Below are 16,871 nucleotides of genomic sequence, written 5' to 3'. Positions count from 1 at the left end.
CTGGTGCTCTCCCGCATCGGGTATACCCAATCAGGGAAGCGGACAACAGTCCGGCAGTGTCGAGAATGCTCCGAGCGTGAGCTTCCGGCAACCGTCCGCGCCGTATGGCTTCATTCCCCCTCGACGGCCACGCCCCCGTTCGCCGGATGCTCGACCAGCGCCAGCGTGCGTCCGGCCATGAACCGCGCCGTACGGACCGCGACCCCGGTCCGCGTCACCTCGCTGACTTCGACCACTCCGCGCGCGATGCGCACCTCGACCCGCCGCCCCGCCCGTGTCGCGGCGATTTCGTAATTGCGGGAGCCGTCACCGACATCGACGACGATCTCCACTCGATCACCCTTCATCCACCAATTCTCCTCTTTTCCAGTGCTTTTCGCCGTTACGAGTTGATCGCGGAGGAGCCGGGCCGCCCGTTCGGGGCGGCCCCGGGCAGCGGTGCGAACCGATGAATTCCGCGTCACCGCACCGTCTCAACTCACGCAGACAACTCGCATCCGGCAGGAGACCCGATGACACCCACGTTCGATTTCGAGCCCGCCGCTACCGCATTGGAGACCGTGGTAGCGGGCATCTCCGACGACCAGCTGCACACCCCGACGCCATGCGAAGGCAGCACCGTCGCCGCGCTGCTCGATCACGTGCTCGCGCTGACCGAGGCGTTCCGGCAGGCGGCGACCAAGGAATCCGTCGGCCGCAGCACCCCGCCCGCCGTCGGGCGGGACTCGAAGCTGCCCGAGGATTGGCGCACCCGAATTCAGGCCCAGCTGAAGGAGTTGGTGGCCGCCTGGCGCGAGCCGGGCGCGTGGGAAGGCGAGACCGAGGCGGGTGGCGTCACGGAGGCCGCGCTCGTGATGGCCGTGATCGCGCTGGACGAGGTCGTCGTGCACGGCTGGGACCTGGCGCGGGCCACCGGTCAGCCGTTCACCTGCGCCGAATCGCACGCGGCGATCCTGTTCGACTTCCTCCGCGAAACGCCGACGACCGGCACGCCGGGACTCTTCGGCCCGGTGGTCGAGGTCCCCGCCGACGCACCCCTGCTCGATCGCGTGATCGGCCTCACCGGCCGCACGCCGAGCTGGACGCCCTAGCCTTCGGCCAGGCCGGTGACGAAAGTGCCCGCGGCGACGGCGTCCATGGCGGCTCGGACGGCGACGCCCGCAGCTGCTTCGTCGATGGGATCGCCGCTGGCGAGCAGGCGGTAGTAGAGCGGAGCCGAGACCGCCGAGAGGACCGCGCGCGGATCGGTGCCCTCGGGCGCCTCGCCGCGCGCGATCGCGTCCTCGACGCACGGCGCCCACTCGTTGAGGCGGACGTCGTAGAAACGGCGCAGCGCCGCCGCGGTGATCGGGTCGCCGGTGGCCGCGGCGATCACGGCTTGAAAGAGGCGGCTTTGGCGCGGATCGGTCAGCGTCTTCGCGACCAGACGCGCGTTGGCGGTGAGATCGCCGCGCAGCGAGCCGGTGTCGGCGCGCGGCAGCGACTGCTCGGCCATATCGGCGAGCAGATCGGCGACGAGCCCGGCCGGGGTGCCCCAGCGCCGGTAGACGGTGGTCTTGCCGACCCCGGCCGCGGCCGCGACCTCCGCGAGATCCAGTGTCGCGAACCCTCGTTCGGCGAGTAGGTCGCCCGCTGTGCGCAGGACGGCCTCGCGGATGCGCGCGGTGCGCCCACCTGGGCGAACCGATCCGGGAGCGGGTTCTTCGAACGGCATAACAGGACTCCAGTTCCATTTGCGCCGAACGGGGTGTACCGTTCGGAGGCATTAACGGAACTATAGACCCTTTAGGAGGGCCGTCCGGTGAATACCGATGACACGCACATGGAGTACCGGCGGCTGGGCGCATCGGGTCTGCTCGTCCCGGCGCTGAGCTTCGGCGCGGGCACCTTCGGCGGACGCGGCGAACTGTTCGGCGCGTGGGGCGACACCGACGCCGCGCAGGCGCGGCGGCTGATCGACATCAGCCTGGACGCAGGAGTCACGATGTTCGACACGGCCGACGTCTACTCCGACGGCGCCTCGGAGGAAGTGCTCGGCGCGGCGATCGAGGGCAGGCGGGATCGGCTGCTGCTGTCCACCAAGGCGGGCCTGCCGACCGGACCGGGGCCCAACGACGCGGGTTCGGGCCGCGGCCGGCTCGTCGGCGCGGTGGAGGGCTCGCTGCGCCGCCTCGGCGTCGACCACATCGACCTATTCCAGCTGCACGCCTTCGACGCGCACACCCCGGTCGACGAGACGCTCGCCGCGCTCGACGACCTGGTGCGAGCGGGCAAGATCCGCTACCTCGGCGCCTCCAACTTCGCGGGCTGGCAGCTGATGAAATCCCTTGCGGCCGCAGATCGCAACGGCCTGACCCGCTATGTCGCGCACCAGGTGTACTACTCGCTGGTCGGCCGCGACTACGAGTGGGAGCTGATGCCGCTCGGCCTGGATCAGGGCGTCGGCGCGGTGGTGTGGAGCCCGCTCGGCTGGGGCAGGCTCACCGGCAAGATCCGGCGCGGCCAACCGCTTCCCGCGGGCAGCAGGCTGCACCAGACCGCGGAGGCCGGTCCTCCCGTCGACGACGAGCTGCTCTACGACGTGGTCGACGTGCTGGACGAGATCGCCGCCGAGACCGGCAAGACCGTGCCGCAGATCGCGCTCAACTGGCTGCTCACGCGCCCCACCGTGGCGACGGTCATCGTCGGCGCGCGCAACGAGGAACAACTGCGCCAGAACCTCGGCGCCGTCGGCTGGCGGCTGGAGCCCGAGCAGGTCGCCCGCCTGGACAAGGCCAGCGCCGCCACCCCGCCGTACCCCTACTACCCGTACTACCGCCTGCCGGACTTCGCCCGGCTCGATCCACCTGCGGTGTAGCGGGATTCGGCCCGCCGCCGGGCGGGCCGCCCAGCAGCGGATCAGTAGACGTCGCGCACGTAACGCTTCTCGGCGACGAGCTGCTTGCGGAACGCCAGCGCGCCGTCCTCGTCCAGCTTGCCGTGGATGCGGGCGATGGCGAGCAGCGTGTCGTCCACGTCCTTGGCCATGCGCGCCGCGTCGCCGCACACGTAGAAGTGGGCGCCGTCGCGCAGCCAGGACCACAGCTCGGCGCCGTGCTCGATCATCCGGTGTTGCACGTAGATCCGCTCCCGCTGGTCGCGGGAGAACGCCAGGTCGAGACGGGTCAGGAAACCGGTGCGGAACATGTCCTCCAGTTCCGCGCGGTAGTAGAAGTTCTGCGCCGCATGCTGTTCGCCGAAGAACAACCAGTTGCGGCCCGTCGCGCCGAGCGCCCTTCTCTCGTGCAGGAAGCCGCGGAACGGGGCGATGCCGGTGCCGGGACCGACCATGATCATCGGCGCCGTCGGATCGAGCGGCGGCCGGAAATGCGGTGCGCGCTGAAGGAAGATCGGCACGGTGGCGTCGGCGGACTCGCTCGGCACCCGGTCGGCGAGGAAGGTGGAGCAGACCCCGCCGCGCCGGGCGCCGGCGCCGCTTGGTTCGCCGTAGCGGACGACGCCGACCGTCAGCTGCACCTCGTCCGGGCTGACCAGCGGACTCGACGAGATCGAATACTGGCGCGGCTGAAGCTTTTTCAGCGCGCCGAGCCATTCCACCAGGTCGGCCCGCACCGGGAAGTCGCGTAGCACGTCGACGGCCTGGCGATCCCAGAGATAGCTGTCCAGCTCGTTGCGGTTGTCCCTGCGCAGCAGCTTGGCGAGCTGGTTGCTCGGGTTGCGCTCGCCGATGAAGCCGAGCAGGTCGGGGCTGACCTTGGTGATGTCGTATCTGGTGCGCAGCGCCTCGGTCAGCGGCATATCCAGGTCGTCCACCTCGATGATGCGCCGTCCGTCCAGGCCGGTGGCGGTGAGCCACTCCTCGACCAGCGAAGGACAGTTCGACGGCCATACACCGAGTGAATCGCCCACTTCGTAGCCGGCGTCGAGGCCGCGTAGATCGAAACCGAACTGACGCACCTCCTTCGGCGATCCGGCGCGCGAGAGCTGTTCGTTGCGCACGAGCGGTGCGGCCACCGGCGCGTTACGGGTGAACCGCGCGGGCGCGGCGCGCAGGGAACGCGCGGGAGCCGGAGCCTCGGGCCTGGTCAGCAGCATGGTGCCGCCGGAACTCGCGGCGCGGACCGGCGGGCGCGGACCGGAACCGCCGTCCGGAGCCGGGCCCTCGCCGTCGTCCTCGCCGCCGAACGCGCCGAGCACCGCGTCCAGCCAGCGGCTCGCCGGCTCCTCGTAGTCGGGTTCGCAGTCCACCCGCGGCAGCAGCCGGGTGGCGCCGCGCTCGGCCAGCTTCTCGTCCAGCTTGCGGCCGTGGCCGCAGAAGTCGTCGTAGGAGGAGTCGCCGAGCGCGAGGACGGCGTAGCGCAGGCCGGTCAGCCGGGTCGCGCTGTCGGCGAGCCTGGTCCAGAAGTCCGCGCCGTTGTCCGGCGGACCGCCATCGCCGAAGGTGCTGCTGATGAACAGGGCGTCGCCGGTCAGCGCGCCGAGATCACAGGAGTCCATCTCGAAAAGCCGCGGCGCGAAGCCGGATTCGGCCAGGCGCTCGGCCGCCGCCGCGGCGAACTCCTCGGCGTTGCCGGTCTGCGAGGCCCACAACACCGTGACCGGCCGCTCCGCCGCCATGGGCGCCGGTGTCTCGGGGGTCAGCGCGCCGCGTGAGTACATGCCCGCGAGCAGTCCGTCGATCCAGAGCCTGCCGCGGGTGGACAGCGGCGCGGTCTCCGGCAGCACCGGTTGGCCGATCACCGGCAGCGAGTGCAGCGCGGCCAGATACCCACTGAGGTAGATCTGCTCGGTGTCGGTGAGCGTCGGCGCGACGCCGCTGTCGAGCCCGAGCATCACCGCGAGCGGATGCGCGCCCCCCTGCGACGCGGAAACCGGTTCGGCGACCGGTGTTTCGGCCTGCTTCATCGGCGCGACGCGGCGCAGTGAGACGGCGCACTGCTTGAACTCGGGTTGCAGCGAGGCCGGATCGACGGCGTCGTTGGTGACGGCGTTGATGGTCAGATACTCACCCTGTTCGTCGTTCCAGTGGAATGGCGCGAAGCAGTCGCCGGGGCGCACCCGGTCGCTGATCTGCACCGGCAGCACGGCTCGGCCGCGGCGGGAGGCGATTTCGAGTTGATCACCCGCGCGGACGCCGAGCCGCTCGGCGTCCGCCGGATGCACCTCGAGGAAAGGCTGCCCGGTCAGCTTGGTGAGCTTGGCGATCTTGCCGGTCTTGGTCATGGTGTGCCACTGATGTTGCAGGCGACCGGTGTTCAGCACGAACGGGTAGTCGTCGTCGGGCATTTCCTCCGGCGGCATGTGCGGGCGCGGCCAGAACATCGCGCGGCGGCTCGCGGTGGCGAAGGCAAGCCGCGGGCGGTGACCTTCCTCGTCGACGAAGAGATCCTGGCTGACGCCGTCGTTCAGGTAGCGGATCGGGTTGCGGCGCTTGCCGGGTTCGGCGCACGGCCACTGCATCGGGCCGTCGCGCAGCGCGTCGTAGCTCATGCCGCGCAGGTCGTAGCCCGTCGCCGTATTGGCGAAGCCTTGGATCTCGGCGAAAACCTCGGCGCTGGACGCGTATTCGAAGCCGGGGAAGCCCATGGCCGTGGCCACCTGCGCGATCAGCAGCCAGTCCGGCCGCGCGTCGCCGACCGGGTCGACCGAGCGCTGCAACAGGGTGACATTGCGTTCGGAGTTCACCATCACCGCATCGGCCTCGGCCCAGAGCGTGGCGGGCAACAGCAGGTCGGCGTAGGAGTTGGTGGCGGTGTCGGTGTAGGCGTCCTGGGCGATCACCAGCTCGGCGGCCTCGAGACCCGCGATCACCGTCTTCCGGTTGGCCACGGAGGCAACGGGATTGGTGCAGATGATCCACGCCGCCTTGATCTCGCCGTCGGCCATGCCGCGGAACATCTCGATCGTGCCAGGCCCCGCCTCGGTGCGAATCGTGCCGGGTTCCACACCCCACGCCGTCTCCACGAAGCCGCGGTCGGCGGGGGAGAGCAGCGAGCGCTGACCGGGCAGGCCGGGGCCCATGTATCCCATCTCGCGACCGCCCATGGCGTTGGGCTGACCGGTCAGCGAGAAGGGACCGCTGCCGGGGCGGCAGATGGCGCCGGTGGCCAGGTGCAGGTTGCAGATCGCGTTGGTGTTCCAGGTGCCGTGGGTGGACTGGTTGAGTCCCATCGTCCACAGCGTCATCCACTCGCCCGCCTCGCCGATCCAGCGCGCCGCGGTGCGAATGTCCTGTTCGGCGAGGCCGGTGATCTCGGCGACCCGGTCCGGCGGGTAGTCGGCGAGGAATTCGGGCATGGCGTCCCAGCCCTCGGTGTGCTCGGCAATGAACTCCTCGTCGATGTCGCCGTTCGCGACGAGCAGGTGCAGCAGGCCGTTGAGCAGCGCGAGGTCGGTGCCGGGGCGCAGCTGGAGGTACAGGTCGGCGCGCACGGCGGTGTCGGTGCGGCGGGGGTCGGCGACGATCAGCTTGGCGCCCGCCTTCAGCCGATCGGCCATGCGCAGGTAGAGGATCGGATGACAGTCGGCCATGTTCGCGCCGATGACGAAGAACAGGTCGGCGTGCTCGAAATCGTCGTAGGAGCCGGGCGGGCCGTCGGCGCCGAGCGACTGTTTGTAGCCGGTGCCCGCACTGGCCATGCACAGTCGCGAGTTGGCCTCGATGTGCACGGTCCGCAGGTAGCCCTTGGCCAGTTTGGTGGCCAGGTACTGCGCCTCGAGCGACATCTGCCCGGAGACGTACAGCGCGATGGCGTCGGACCCGTGCTCGTCGAGAATGGCGCGCAACCGATCGGCCGCCTCGCGCACCGCGGCGTCCACGGTGACCGGCGTCGGTTCCTGCCCACGCTCGGGACGCCGGTACGCGGTCGTCATCCGTCCCGGCGTCTGCATCAGTTCCGCGTGGGTGGCGCCCTTGGTGCAGAGCCTGCCGGCGTTCGACGGATGCAGTTTGTCGCCGCTGACCTTGGCGATCACCGGTGAACCCCCGGCGCCCCGCTTGGTCTCGACCGTGATGCCGCAACCCACGCCGCAGTACGAGCACGCCGTTCTGGCGACGCCCGGCGCGGGGCTGTTGGCTGCGTCCGACATGTCACCGATCATCCGGAACCCCGATTGCGCCGGATTTACCGAACGTTATCGCCAGGTGACAATTCTCCTCACAGCCAACAATCGCGGCTGTGAGCTGTGGTGTCGGTCACGTCGTCGCAGATCAGTGCGGTTGCTCGGCGGTTTCGGCCGTCAGTCTTTCGGTCTCGGCGCGGTGGACGGCGAGTGCGGTCCCGAGGAAGTCGAGGATGAGGTCGAGCTGGTCGGCGCTGTAGCGGCGCAGCGCCCGCGCGCCCGCGATGCCGACCGGGACGAAGATGTCGGCCGCGGCGGCGCGTGCGGCAGCGGTGGCCTCGACGAGCACCCTGCGGCGGCTGGCCGGGTCCTGGGTGCGGGTGACGAACCCCGCGCGTTGCAGCCGGTCGATGACCGTCGTGGTGGCGCCAGGACTGAGCTTCAGCTCGGCGCTCAGTTCACCCGCGGGCAGCGGTCCGCGACCGAGCGCGATGTCCAGGCAGCGCAGGTCCGTGCGGTTGAGGCCGAGGCGAGCGGCGGCGGCCTCGTCGAACGTGTCGAAACTGCGCTGTAGCAGCCGCAGTTGCTCGCCGACCGCGTCGATCCTCTCATCTTTCGACATTCGAACCTTTCTGCTATCTTATTATTCGATAGTCAAAATATTACCACGGGAGCGCCGCGCCATGAACCACACACTCGATCGCACCGACGACGACACCCTGATCCGGGACCTGTTCCAGCGCTTCATGCGAGCCTGGACCGACAACGACGCCGCCACCTTCGGCGCGCTGTTCACCGAGGACTCCGACTACGTCTCCTACGACGGCACCCGCGCCATCGGCCGCGCCGAGCATCACCACAATCACGACCTGCTGTTCCGCGGCGTGCTCGCGGGTTCCGCGTTGGTGGGCGACCTCGAATCGATCCGCTACCTCACGCCCGACGTCGCGGTGCTGCACGGCACCGCGTCGGTGCTGATGCCGTGGCGTTCCCGGCTGCCGAAGCGCAGGCTCTCCCGCCAGACCGTCGTGGTGATGCGCACTTCGGACGGCTGGCGCATCGCCGCCATCCACAACGGGCGCGTCCGCCCGGTCACCGTCCCCACCCCGAATTCCTTCCCCTCGCGGATGTCGCAACTGATGGCCCGCATCGCCCGCCGCCTCGGTTTCGGTCGTCGCCCGGCCGCGGTCTGAATGTCTGAGGGGCCGGTGGTCAGCCGAGCTTGTAGCCCCGGTGCAGCGCGACGACCCCGCCGGTGAGATTGCGCCACCTGACCGACGACCATCCCGCCTTGCCTATCCGCATGGCCAGCTGCCGCTGATTCGGCCAGGCCCGAATCGATTCCGCCAGATACACATACGCGTCGGGGTTGCTGCTGACCGCCCGCGCCACCCGCGGCAGCGCCTTCATCAGGTACTCCATGTACAGGGTGCGGAACGCCGGCACGATCGGCGTCGAGAACTCGGCGACAACGAGCCGCCCGCCCGGTTTGGTGACGCGCAGCATCTCGCGCAGCGCCAGATCGGGATCGGCGACATTGCGCAGGCCGTAGGAGATGGTCACCGCGTCGAAGGAATCGTCGGCGAAGGGCAGCGCCATGGCATCGCCCGCGACCATCGGCACGCCGCGGAATCGTCCCGCCGCGAGCATGCCCTTGGAGAAGTCGGCCGCCACGCACCAGGCGCCCGACTTGCCGAATTCCAAGGTGGATACGCCGGTGCCCGCCGCCAGGTCCAGCACGCGCTCGCCGGGCCGGAGGTCGAGCGCCTTGCGGGTCGCCCAGCGCCAGTAGCGGTCCTGACCCGCCGAGATGACGGTGTTGGTGAGGTCGTACCGCTTCGCGACCCCGTCGAACATTGCTGCGACCTCGCCCGGCCGCTTGTCCAGGGAGGCTCGACCTGCATGCGTATTCGCCACGCCAACGACCTTAAGGGACCGGCCCTTACGGATCCGCGTGCGACCGCTCACAGCGCCGATATTCGATGCCGCGTGCCATGCCGCGTCGGGTGGTGACCAGGCTCATGCCGTGTTCGAAAGGCGGAAGTCCCGGCCGGTGACGTCGGTGTAGTGCGCCATCAGCTCGTCGCACACGGCAGGCCAGGTTCGGTGCAGTACGGACTTGCGGGCGGCGCCTGCGAAACGGGTGCGCAGCGCCGGATCGCGCAACGCGGCCACGGCGCTCGGCAGCAGTTCGGTGAAACGGTCGACCGGAAGCAGATATCCGTTGCGGCAGTGCGCGATGAGATCGCGCGGACCGCCCGCGTCCGGCCCGATGACCGGGACACCGGAGGCCAGCGCCTCCTGCACGCCCTGGCAGAAGGTCTCGTGCTCACCCGCGTGCACCATCACGTCCAGGCTGGCGTACGCCTGCGCGAGTTCGTCGCCGCCCAGCTCGCCGGTGAACACCGCGCTGGGCATGAGCCGGGCCAGCCGGTCGCGTTCCGGGCCGTCGCCGACGATCACCAGCTGAATGCCGGGGTCGTCGGCCAGCACGGCCAGTCGCTCGACGTGCTTCTCCGGAGCAAGTCGCCCCACGAATCCGACCAGGAGTCGCTCGTGTCCGCCTAGCCAGCGTCCGCGCAGCTCCGGGCGATGGGCCGAGGGGGTGAACCGCGCGATGTCCACGCCGCGGCCCCACCGATGCACGCGCGGAATGCCATGGAGGACCAGGTCTTCCGCGGCCGCGCGGGATGGCGCCAGCGTGCGGGTCGCGCCCTCGTGGATGCGCTTGGTCCAGGCCCACGCCGCACGGCTGGCCAGACCGAGTCCGTAGCTCTTGGCGAAGCCGGCCACATCGGTCTGATACACCGCGACGGTCGGCAGATCCAACCGCAGCGCCGCACCGAGCCCGCCGGCGCCGAGCAGGAACGGCGAGGCCAGATGCACCACGTCGGCGTCGAATTCGGCGATCGCCGCGGTGATGCCGGGCTGCGGCAACCCGACCGGCAGCGAGCTGACCTTGGGCACCATCACCGCGGGCACCCGGTGTACCGGGAAGCGACCGTGCGCGCCCCTGGCGGCGGGCAGGCCGCGCGGTGTGTCGGGCGCGATCACCAGCGCCTCGTGGCCGTGCTTGTCCAGATGATCGAGTATCCGGAGCACCGAATTGACGACGCCGTTCATGTTCGGCAGGAAGGACTCCGAAACGATGGCTACGCGCACCACCTCAGCGTGACCCGCGCAGCGCGCGCCGCAGCCACGCGGACATGAAGCGTGCGGAAAGTTCCGGCGAACTCCTCGCGCTGTCGCAGACAGTGCTCTCGGCGCGTCAGATGTGCAGTGCCCGCAGCAGCGGGTCGGCCAGTCGCTGTTCGGTCGCGATGCCGCCCAGCACCGCGCGCAGCGAATGCACCGCGTCCGCGCCGAATTCACGCACGAGGCGCTGCTCCCGGTTCCGGTGGAATCGCCGCGCGGCGGCGAGGGCGGCTTCGCCGCGTTCGGTGAGGTAGAGGAGTTTGGCGCGGCCGTCGGCCGGATCGGGGCGGCGTTCCACGTATCCGCGCCGCTGCATGTCGTCGATGATCTGCGCGGCGCCCTGCTTGCTGATCGCGAGCCGTTCGGCCAGCTCGCTGACGTTCATCGGCCCGTTCGCCAGGCAGCGGAACACATAGCCGTCGGAACGGCCGAGGTCATCGAAACCCTGCTCCGCCAAGGTCGTTCGCAATTCGATGACGAACTGCTCCCAGGCGAGGCCGAGCAGGATTCCCAAATCCGGGTCTTGCGATGTGGATGCCATACCGTCATGATAGACAAGCCAGCTTGATCAAGCTGGCTTGTCTATTTCTCGACTCTTCACCAGCCCTATCTCGCACAGGAGTGTTCATGCACGTCATCAAGGCCGCCGAAGTCCCACGTTTCGAGCTGCACGGCGTCGAGTTCAGCGCCATGGCGGCACCGAGCCGTGGCTCGGCGGACGTCTGTACCTGGCGTCTCACCGTCGCGCCGCACCACGAGAGCGACGCCGCGCACGTACTCGACCGCGACGAGATCTTCCTGGTGCTCTCCGGAGTGCTCGAGGTCAGCGGTCAGCTGCTCGCCCCGGGAGATGTCGCCATCGTGCCCGCGGGAGGGCCGATCTCGGTCGCCAACCCGGGCGACGAACCGGCCGTCGCGCACGTCGCGATCGCCGCCGGATTCCAGGCCACCATGGCCGACGGCAGCAAGCTCAGCCCGCCGTGGGCGCAGTGACCCGTTGCCTCGCATCGCGCCTGCCCGCGCGGACGATCAGCCACAGCGCGGGTAGGGCGAGCGCCCACACCACCACGATCACCGAGAGGGCGGGCTGAATCGCGACCCGGACGTCGCGGCCCGCTACCCGGACCAGATCGGGATCGCTGCGGCTGTACTCGACATTGATGCGCTCGCCCGCGGTCAGGTTGGTCGGATACAGCACGCCGACCTTCGGATTGTGCGTTTCTCCGTCGGGTGTGACGTAGATGACCGCCGAGCGCAGCCTGCCCGCCGAGAGCACCTCGCCGGTGGTCACGCCACGATCGGAACTGATCAGGTAGTCGTTGCGCCAAGCCGCGAACACCAACAGGATCATGAGCACGCTGACGACCGTCGCGGCGGTGAGTACGCCGATTCTCGCCCGCCGCAGGCGGACGGCCCGCCTTACGGACTGGGAGGTTTCCGACACCGCAACAGGCTACCGATGGACTCGGCTAGCGTGTGCGCCCATGTCCCGAAAATTCAGCTTCACCGTGCCCTACACCGTCCCGGTCGAAGATCTTCACCGGGCACTCACCACCGACGACGCCTGGCGCTCCCGCTTCACCGGGGCGGAGACCGCGACACTCGAGCTGTCACATCCGGGGGGCGCGGGCACCATTCGCATCCACATGACCGAAAAGGCTCGTCAGGACAAGATTCCCGGGATCGTCCGCAAGGTACTCAAGAACGAACTGGTGCTCTCGCGCACCGACGACTGGCAGGCGTTGGACGGCGAGATCGCCAAGGGCGTCTTCGAGGCGTCCACCACCGGGATCACCAGCCGGATGTCGGGCTCCTATGTACTACGCCCGACCGCCGAAGGCAGCCAGATCGAGGTGGTCGGCTCCGTCGAGGTGAAGGTGTCGCTGGTCGGCGGGGCCATCGAGCCGCTGGCCGAGCAGCTGTTCCACCGCGTGCTCAACAGCGAGCGCAAGTTCTTCGAGGAGTGGTTCGGCGCGCAGGCGACAGCCTGAGCCGATCCGTCGAATCGGGCGCCTCCGTGCGGGGGCGCCCGATGTCGTCCGGCTCGTCACTGCCCGGCGAAGTCCCTCGGATCGAACTCCTTGTTCTCCACCAGCACCAGCCAGTTGCCGGAATTGTCCCGGATGATCGCCTCGGTGCCGTACGGTCGCTCGGCAGGCGGTTGGACGAAATCGACGCCCTTGGCGGTGAGCTCCTCGAAGGTCTTCTGGCAGTTCTCCGTCCGCAGCCCCAGCGCGCCGTGCGTGCCGTTGGCCAGCGCGCGCCGGATCGCCTCGGCCATGTTCTCGTCGAGCGGCGGGCCGGGGATCATCAGCGTGACCTCCAGCTCCCGGTGATCGGGGTGCGCGACGGTCACCCACCGGAACCCGTTCTCGCCCATGGTGACATCGGCCGTCTCCACGAACCCGAGCTTGTCGATGTACCACCGCTTGGCCTCGTCCTGATCGGTGACGTACACGGTGACCAGGGAAATATTCGTAATCGTCGTCATATGCCCAGGCTATGAGCGGTGCGGCCGCGGGCGCTTCTCCGAAATTGCGGTGTCGTCACGGGCGCTTGCGGTCGGACAACCCGTGCATGAAGACGTAGCAGCCGGGAATGCGCGGCGCGCCGTCGGCGAACTTCGCCTGGTACTCCGATGGAGTGACGCCGACCAGCTGACGGAACTTGGAGCTGAACGAACCGAGACTGGCGTAGCCGACCATCATGCAGACCTCGGTGACCGTCAGATTGGTGGCGCGCAGCAGGTCCTGGGCGCGTTCGATGCGGCGCTCGGCCAGATACGCGGCCGGTGTGACGCCGTACACCGCGGCGAAGGCGCGCAGGAAGTGATACTTGGAAACCCCTGCGGCGGCGGCCAGTTCGTCGAGGTTCAGCGGGTCGGCGTAGTGCCGATCCGCGAGGTCGCGCGCCTTGCGCAGGTGCGGAAGCAGGTAGAGCGCGGGCAATCCGCGTGGTTCGCCCATCTGCCCGCGCTCAGGTGAAGGGCGGCAGGTCGTCGTAGCGCATGGACGCCCGGCCCGCCAAGCGCCAGGCGCGCGCTGTCATATCCAGATCCTCGTCGGTGACAAGATTGCCCATCACGCGAACCGCGGTGCGTTGCAAATACTTCGAACGCATCACCGGCGGACCGCCCGCGGGCACCATGCGCGGATGCGTGGCAAGGCCCGCGATCCGGCGGGCCACCGAGAAGGTGCGGCCGTAGCGGGCGCGCAGCACGTCTGGCCAGAGCCCGGTGAAATCGGGCGCGTCCAGCAGTTCGGCGAGCATGTGCCCGCCTTCGAGGCCGTAGTCGATGCCCTCGCCGTTGAGCGGGTTCACGCAGCCTGCGGCGTCGCCGACAAGCACCCAGTTGCGGCCTGCCACGTTCGACACCGCGCCGCCCATCGGCAGCAGCGCCGAAGCCACCGCGCGCGGCTCGCCCTCGAACTGCCACTCCTGATAGCGCTGCGAGACATAGTGGCGCAGCAGCGGTTTCAGTGCGATGTGGGATGGCCGCTGCTCTGTGGCCAGCGAGCCGACGCCGATGTTGACCTCACCATTGCCCAGCGGGAACACCCAGCCGTAGCCCGGCACCAACTGGCCGTCGGCATCGCGCAACTCGAGGTGCGAGGTGATCCACTGGTCGTCGCTGCGGCCGGACTTGATGTAGGCGCGCGCCGCGGTACCGTACGCGAAGCGGCGATGCCAGGTACGGCCGAGCAGTTTGCCGATCGGCGAGCGCACGCCGTCGGCGACGATCAATATGTCGCAGGCGATCTCGCGCGAGCCCTCCGCCGTCTGCACCGTCACACCGGTGACCCGGTCGCCGTTCCTGGTGATGTCCACCACTTTCGTGCCGTCCAGCACCCTTGCGCCGGACTTCACCGCCGTCTCGCGCAGCTTGTCGTCCAGTTCGGTTCGCGCGACGGCGCTTCCGTAACTGGGGAAGGAGCCGCCCGGCCAGTTGAGCAGGGCTTCCCTGCCGAAGCCGGTCATGCGAAGGCCGTGGTTGACGGTGTGCGCGCGCAACCACTCGCCGAGCCCGAGGTGCTCCAGCTCCTTGGTCGCCCGCGGTGTCAGGCCGTCGCCACAGGTCTTGTCCCTCGGGAAGACCGCGGCATCGGTGAGCAGCACGTCACGGCCCGCGCGCGCGGCCCAGGCGGCTGCGGCGGAACCGGCCGGACCAGCGCCGACGACGAGCACCTCGGCGCGATCGGGCAGCGGGTTCTCCGCGCGGTCGTCGGCTGTGACATCCGGTGCACCCATGCGCTCAATACTTGCAGGACAGCCGGATCGGTGTCGACGCAGGACCACGGGGCCGGGTGGCGTGTCCGGCCGAGCCGACGTATGGAAAAGTGTCTGATACACCGCATAGTGACGGTGTTCATGGGCCACGCGGGTCGGACACGCTAGGTTCTCTACCGTGGGGTCGGACGCGGCGCTGGGAGATGAGATGAGCACATCGGCTGTTAGTGATGAGAGCACGGTGGTCGCCGGGGTCGAACTCGGTGACCCCGAGCTCGCGGCGAGCGTGCGCAACGGCCTGGAAGAGGTCGAGAAGCTGCTGATCGCCGAGCTCTCCGACGGCGAGGACTTCCTGCAGGACGCCGCGCTACATCTGGCTCGGGCGGGCGGCAAGCGATTCCGGCCGCTGTTCACCATCCTCACCGGTCAGCTCGGCCCGCGCCCGACCGATCCCGATCTGATCACCGCGGGCACCGTAGTCGAACTCGTGCACCTGGCGACGCTGTACCACGACGACGTGATGGACGAGGCCCCGATGCGCCGCGGCGCACCGAGCGTGAACTCGCGCTGGGGCAACAACGTCGCGATCCTGGCGGGCGACTACCTGTTCGCGCACGCCTCCCGGCTCACCTCGACGCTCGGCCCCGACGCGGTCCGCATCATCGCCGAGACCTTCGCCGAACTGGTCACCGGCCAGATGCGCGAGACCGTCGGCGCGCGCGAATCGCAGGACCCGGTCGAGCACTACCTGCGCGTCGTGTGGGAGAAGACCGGTTCGCTGATCGCCGCGGCCGGACGCTTCGGCGGCACCTTCTCCGGCGCCTCCCCCGAGCACATCGAGCGGCTCGCCAGGCTCGGCGACGCGGTCGGCACCGCCTTCCAGATCTCCGACGACATCATCGACATCTCCTCGGCCTCCGAACAGTCCGGCAAGACCCCCGGCACCGACCTGCGCGAAGGCGTGCACACCTTGCCGGTGCTGTACGCGCTGCGCGACGAGGGAGCCGAGGGCGACCGGCTGCGCGCGCTGCTGGCCCGTCCGCTGGAGACCGACGAGGAAGTCGACGAGGCGCTGGCGCTGCTCGCCCGCTCGCGCGGCATGGTGCTAGCCAAGGAGAAATTGCAGGGCTACGCCGACCTGGCTTACGCCGAGTTGTCCGCGCTCCCCGCGGGCCCGGCCAACGACGCACTCGAGCAGCTCGTCCGCTACACCATCGAACGCGTCGGCTGAGCGAGCGTAGCGAGCGAATCGTTCGCCGGCGGGAATCGCGCATACCGGAGCCGAGCGTCGGCGAGGCGCGGGTATGAGCGGACGCGCCGGTACGGGCGCCTTCGCCTCGTCCAGGAACTTTGGCCCCGGCGCCGATCGTTGATCTGGCGTAACGCACTCGACGAACGGGGGAGTGGGCAAGGAGACGTATGCACGGGCACGGGTATGCGAACGGGTTGAAGACTTTCGGTCTGATGGTCGGCCTCTCGGCCATCATCGTCTTCGCCGGGGCTATGTTCCGCAGCCCCACGATCCTGATCATCTCCATCCTGCTGGCCGTTGGCATGAACGCCTGGGCCTACTTCAACAGCGACAAACTCGCGCTGAAGGCGATGCACGCGCAACCGGTCAGCGAGCTGGAAGCGCCGGTCATCTACCGGATCGTGCGGGAGCTGGCGACGGCGGCGCGACAGCCGATGCCGCGGCTCTACATCAGTCCGACCAACGCGCCGAACGCCTTCGCCACCGGCCGCAACCCGCGGCACGCCGCGGTCTGCTGTACCAGCGGCATCCTGCAGATCCTCGACGAGCGCGAACTGCGCGCGGTACTGGGCCACGAGCTCTCGCACGTCTACAACCGCGACATCCTCATCTCGTCCATCGCGGGCGCGCTGGCCGCGGTCATCTCCGGCCTGGCCAACCTGGCCTTCTTCGCGTCGGCCTTCGGCGGCCGCGGCAACGGCGGCCCCAACATGCTCGGTGTGTTGTTGGTCTCGTTGCTCGGCCCGATCGCGGCCACCCTGATCAAGCTGGCCGTCTCCCGCTCCCGCGAGTACCAGGCCGATCAATCCGGCGCCGAACTCACCGGCGACCCGCTGGCGCTGGCCTCGGCCCTGCGCAAGCTGGAACGCGGCGTACAGGCCGCTCCGCTGCCCCCTGAGCCGCAGCTGACGGCGCAATCGCACCTGATGATCGCCAACCCGTTCCGCGCCGGTGAGCGGGCCGCGCGGTGGTTCTCGACGCACCCGCCGATGGCCGAACGCATCGCCCGGCTAGAGGAGATGGCGGGCGGTCCGCGCAACTACTGAGTGGGCGAGCCCGCCCGCCGGACGGCGAGGCGGGCTCGGGTCGCTCCGAAGAACTCCGGCTGGCACGGTGCCGCGAAAGGCGTTGCCGC

General features: G+C 69.3%; 18 protein-coding genes. 7 read left to right on the top strand and 11 right to left on the bottom strand.

Features of this window, described 5'->3' with window-relative positions; genetic code table 11:
* Positions 1-110: 110 nt before the first annotated feature.
* Positions 111-347, bottom strand: coding sequence for a DUF8836 family protein (locus NX1_RS01990; protein ID WP_068052625.1), 237 nt, complete (start codon positions 345-347; stop codon positions 111-113).
* A 165-nt stretch (positions 348-512) separates the two neighbouring features.
* On the opposite strand from NX1_RS01990, the gene NX1_RS01985 reads away from it, so the two are divergent.
* Positions 513-1,091 (top strand): TIGR03086 family metal-binding protein, encoded by a 579-nt coding sequence (locus NX1_RS01985; RefSeq protein WP_068052623.1) that lies wholly within the window; start codon positions 513-515, stop codon positions 1,089-1,091.
* On the opposite strand, the gene NX1_RS01980 is transcribed toward NX1_RS01985, so the two are convergent.
* Complete coding sequence (locus NX1_RS01980) at positions 1,088-1,714, bottom strand: TetR-like C-terminal domain-containing protein (RefSeq protein ID WP_068052620.1); 627 nt, start codon at positions 1,712-1,714, stop codon at positions 1,088-1,090. The genes NX1_RS01985 and NX1_RS01980 overlap by 4 nt on opposite strands.
* 108 nt (positions 1,715-1,822) lie before the next feature.
* Between NX1_RS01980 and NX1_RS01975 the strand changes: the two genes are divergently transcribed.
* Positions 1,823-2,857 (top strand): aldo/keto reductase, encoded by a 1,035-nt coding sequence (locus NX1_RS01975; protein WP_068052617.1) that lies wholly within the window; start codon positions 1,823-1,825, stop codon positions 2,855-2,857.
* A 41-nt stretch (positions 2,858-2,898) separates the two neighbouring features.
* Here the strand turns inward: NX1_RS01975 and NX1_RS01970 are convergent, their stop codons facing one another.
* Together NX1_RS01970 and NX1_RS01965 are read right to left on the bottom strand one after the other, a co-directional pair.
* Positions 2,899-7,089, bottom strand: a complete 4,191-nt coding sequence (locus tag NX1_RS01970; RefSeq protein WP_068052912.1) for a bifunctional nitrate reductase/sulfite reductase flavoprotein subunit alpha — start codon at positions 7,087-7,089, stop codon at positions 2,899-2,901.
* Positions 7,090-7,210: 121 nt separating this feature from the next.
* Positions 7,211-7,684, bottom strand: coding sequence for a MarR family winged helix-turn-helix transcriptional regulator (locus NX1_RS01965; protein WP_068052612.1), 474 nt, complete (start codon positions 7,682-7,684; stop codon positions 7,211-7,213).
* Positions 7,685-7,745: 61 nt separating this feature from the next.
* Between NX1_RS01965 and NX1_RS01960 the strand changes: the two genes are divergently transcribed.
* Positions 7,746-8,255, top strand: a complete 510-nt coding sequence (locus NX1_RS01960; protein WP_068052609.1) for an SgcJ/EcaC family oxidoreductase — start codon at positions 7,746-7,748, stop codon at positions 8,253-8,255.
* A gap of 19 nt (positions 8,256-8,274) precedes the next feature.
* Here NX1_RS01960 and NX1_RS01955 read toward each other — a convergent pair whose 3' ends face one another.
* The 3 genes from NX1_RS01955 to NX1_RS01945 form a co-directional block, all read right to left on the bottom strand.
* A complete protein-coding gene (locus NX1_RS01955; RefSeq protein WP_084500800.1) occupies positions 8,275-8,979 on the bottom strand; it encodes a demethylmenaquinone methyltransferase in 705 nt (234 codons plus the stop codon).
* A gap of 102 nt (positions 8,980-9,081) precedes the next feature.
* Positions 9,082-10,224 (bottom strand): glycosyltransferase family 4 protein, encoded by a 1,143-nt coding sequence (locus tag NX1_RS01950; RefSeq protein ID WP_084500864.1) that lies wholly within the window; start codon positions 10,222-10,224, stop codon positions 9,082-9,084.
* 106 nt (positions 10,225-10,330) lie between these two features.
* Positions 10,331-10,798, bottom strand: a complete 468-nt coding sequence (locus NX1_RS01945) for a MarR family winged helix-turn-helix transcriptional regulator (protein WP_068052601.1) — start codon at positions 10,796-10,798, stop codon at positions 10,331-10,333.
* An 86-nt stretch (positions 10,799-10,884) separates the two neighbouring features.
* Between NX1_RS01945 and NX1_RS01940 the strand changes: the two genes are divergently transcribed.
* The gene (locus NX1_RS01940) at positions 10,885-11,250 is read left to right on the top strand and encodes a cupin domain-containing protein (RefSeq protein WP_068052909.1); all 366 of its coding nucleotides are present in this window, start codon (positions 10,885-10,887) and stop codon (positions 11,248-11,250) included.
* On the opposite strand, the gene NX1_RS01935 is transcribed toward NX1_RS01940, so the two are convergent.
* Positions 11,228-11,701 carry a DUF3592 domain-containing protein gene (locus NX1_RS01935; protein ID WP_068052598.1) on the bottom strand — a complete coding sequence of 158 codons (474 nt, stop codon included), beginning with the start codon at positions 11,699-11,701 and terminating at the stop codon, positions 11,228-11,230. The two genes, NX1_RS01940 and NX1_RS01935, sit on opposite strands and share 23 nt — an antisense overlap.
* 40 nt (positions 11,702-11,741) lie before the next feature.
* On the opposite strand from NX1_RS01935, the gene NX1_RS01930 reads away from it, so the two are divergent.
* The gene (locus NX1_RS01930; RefSeq protein ID WP_068052594.1) at positions 11,742-12,248 is read left to right on the top strand and encodes a DUF2505 domain-containing protein; all 507 of its coding nucleotides are present in this window, start codon (positions 11,742-11,744) and stop codon (positions 12,246-12,248) included.
* 56 nt (positions 12,249-12,304) lie between these two features.
* On the opposite strand, the gene NX1_RS01925 is transcribed toward NX1_RS01930, so the two are convergent.
* From NX1_RS01925 to NX1_RS01915, 3 genes are read right to left on the bottom strand one after another with little or no spacing between them, the layout of a single operon-like run.
* Complete coding sequence (locus NX1_RS01925) at positions 12,305-12,748, bottom strand: VOC family protein (protein ID WP_068052590.1); 444 nt, start codon at positions 12,746-12,748, stop codon at positions 12,305-12,307.
* A gap of 55 nt (positions 12,749-12,803) precedes the next feature.
* Positions 12,804-13,223: a helix-turn-helix transcriptional regulator gene (locus NX1_RS01920; protein ID WP_068052587.1), complete on the bottom strand. Its 420-nt coding sequence runs from the start codon at positions 13,221-13,223 to the stop codon at positions 12,804-12,806.
* Positions 13,224-13,233: 10 nt separating this feature from the next.
* Complete coding sequence (locus tag NX1_RS01915) at positions 13,234-14,505, bottom strand: geranylgeranyl reductase family protein (RefSeq protein ID WP_068052584.1); 1,272 nt, start codon at positions 14,503-14,505, stop codon at positions 13,234-13,236.
* 187 nt (positions 14,506-14,692) lie between these two features.
* Between NX1_RS01915 and NX1_RS01910 the strand changes: the two genes are divergently transcribed.
* Both NX1_RS01910 and htpX read left to right on the top strand, forming a co-directional pair.
* On the top strand, positions 14,693-15,715 hold the full coding sequence (locus tag NX1_RS01910; RefSeq protein ID WP_068052582.1) for a polyprenyl synthetase family protein: 1,023 nt from the start codon (positions 14,693-14,695) through the stop codon (positions 15,713-15,715).
* 188 nt (positions 15,716-15,903) lie between these two features.
* Positions 15,904-16,782 (top strand): zinc metalloprotease HtpX, encoded by an 879-nt coding sequence (htpX, locus tag NX1_RS01905; RefSeq protein WP_068052579.1) that lies wholly within the window; start codon positions 15,904-15,906, stop codon positions 16,780-16,782.
* Positions 16,783-16,871: the final 89 nt, after the last annotated feature.

It is taken from the genome of Nocardia xishanensis NBRC 101358, assembly GCF_001613365.1.
Taxonomy (GTDB): Bacteria; Actinomycetota; Actinomycetes; order Mycobacteriales; family Mycobacteriaceae; genus Nocardia; species Nocardia xishanensis.
This window is presented reverse-complemented; position numbering and strand designations above follow the sequence as displayed.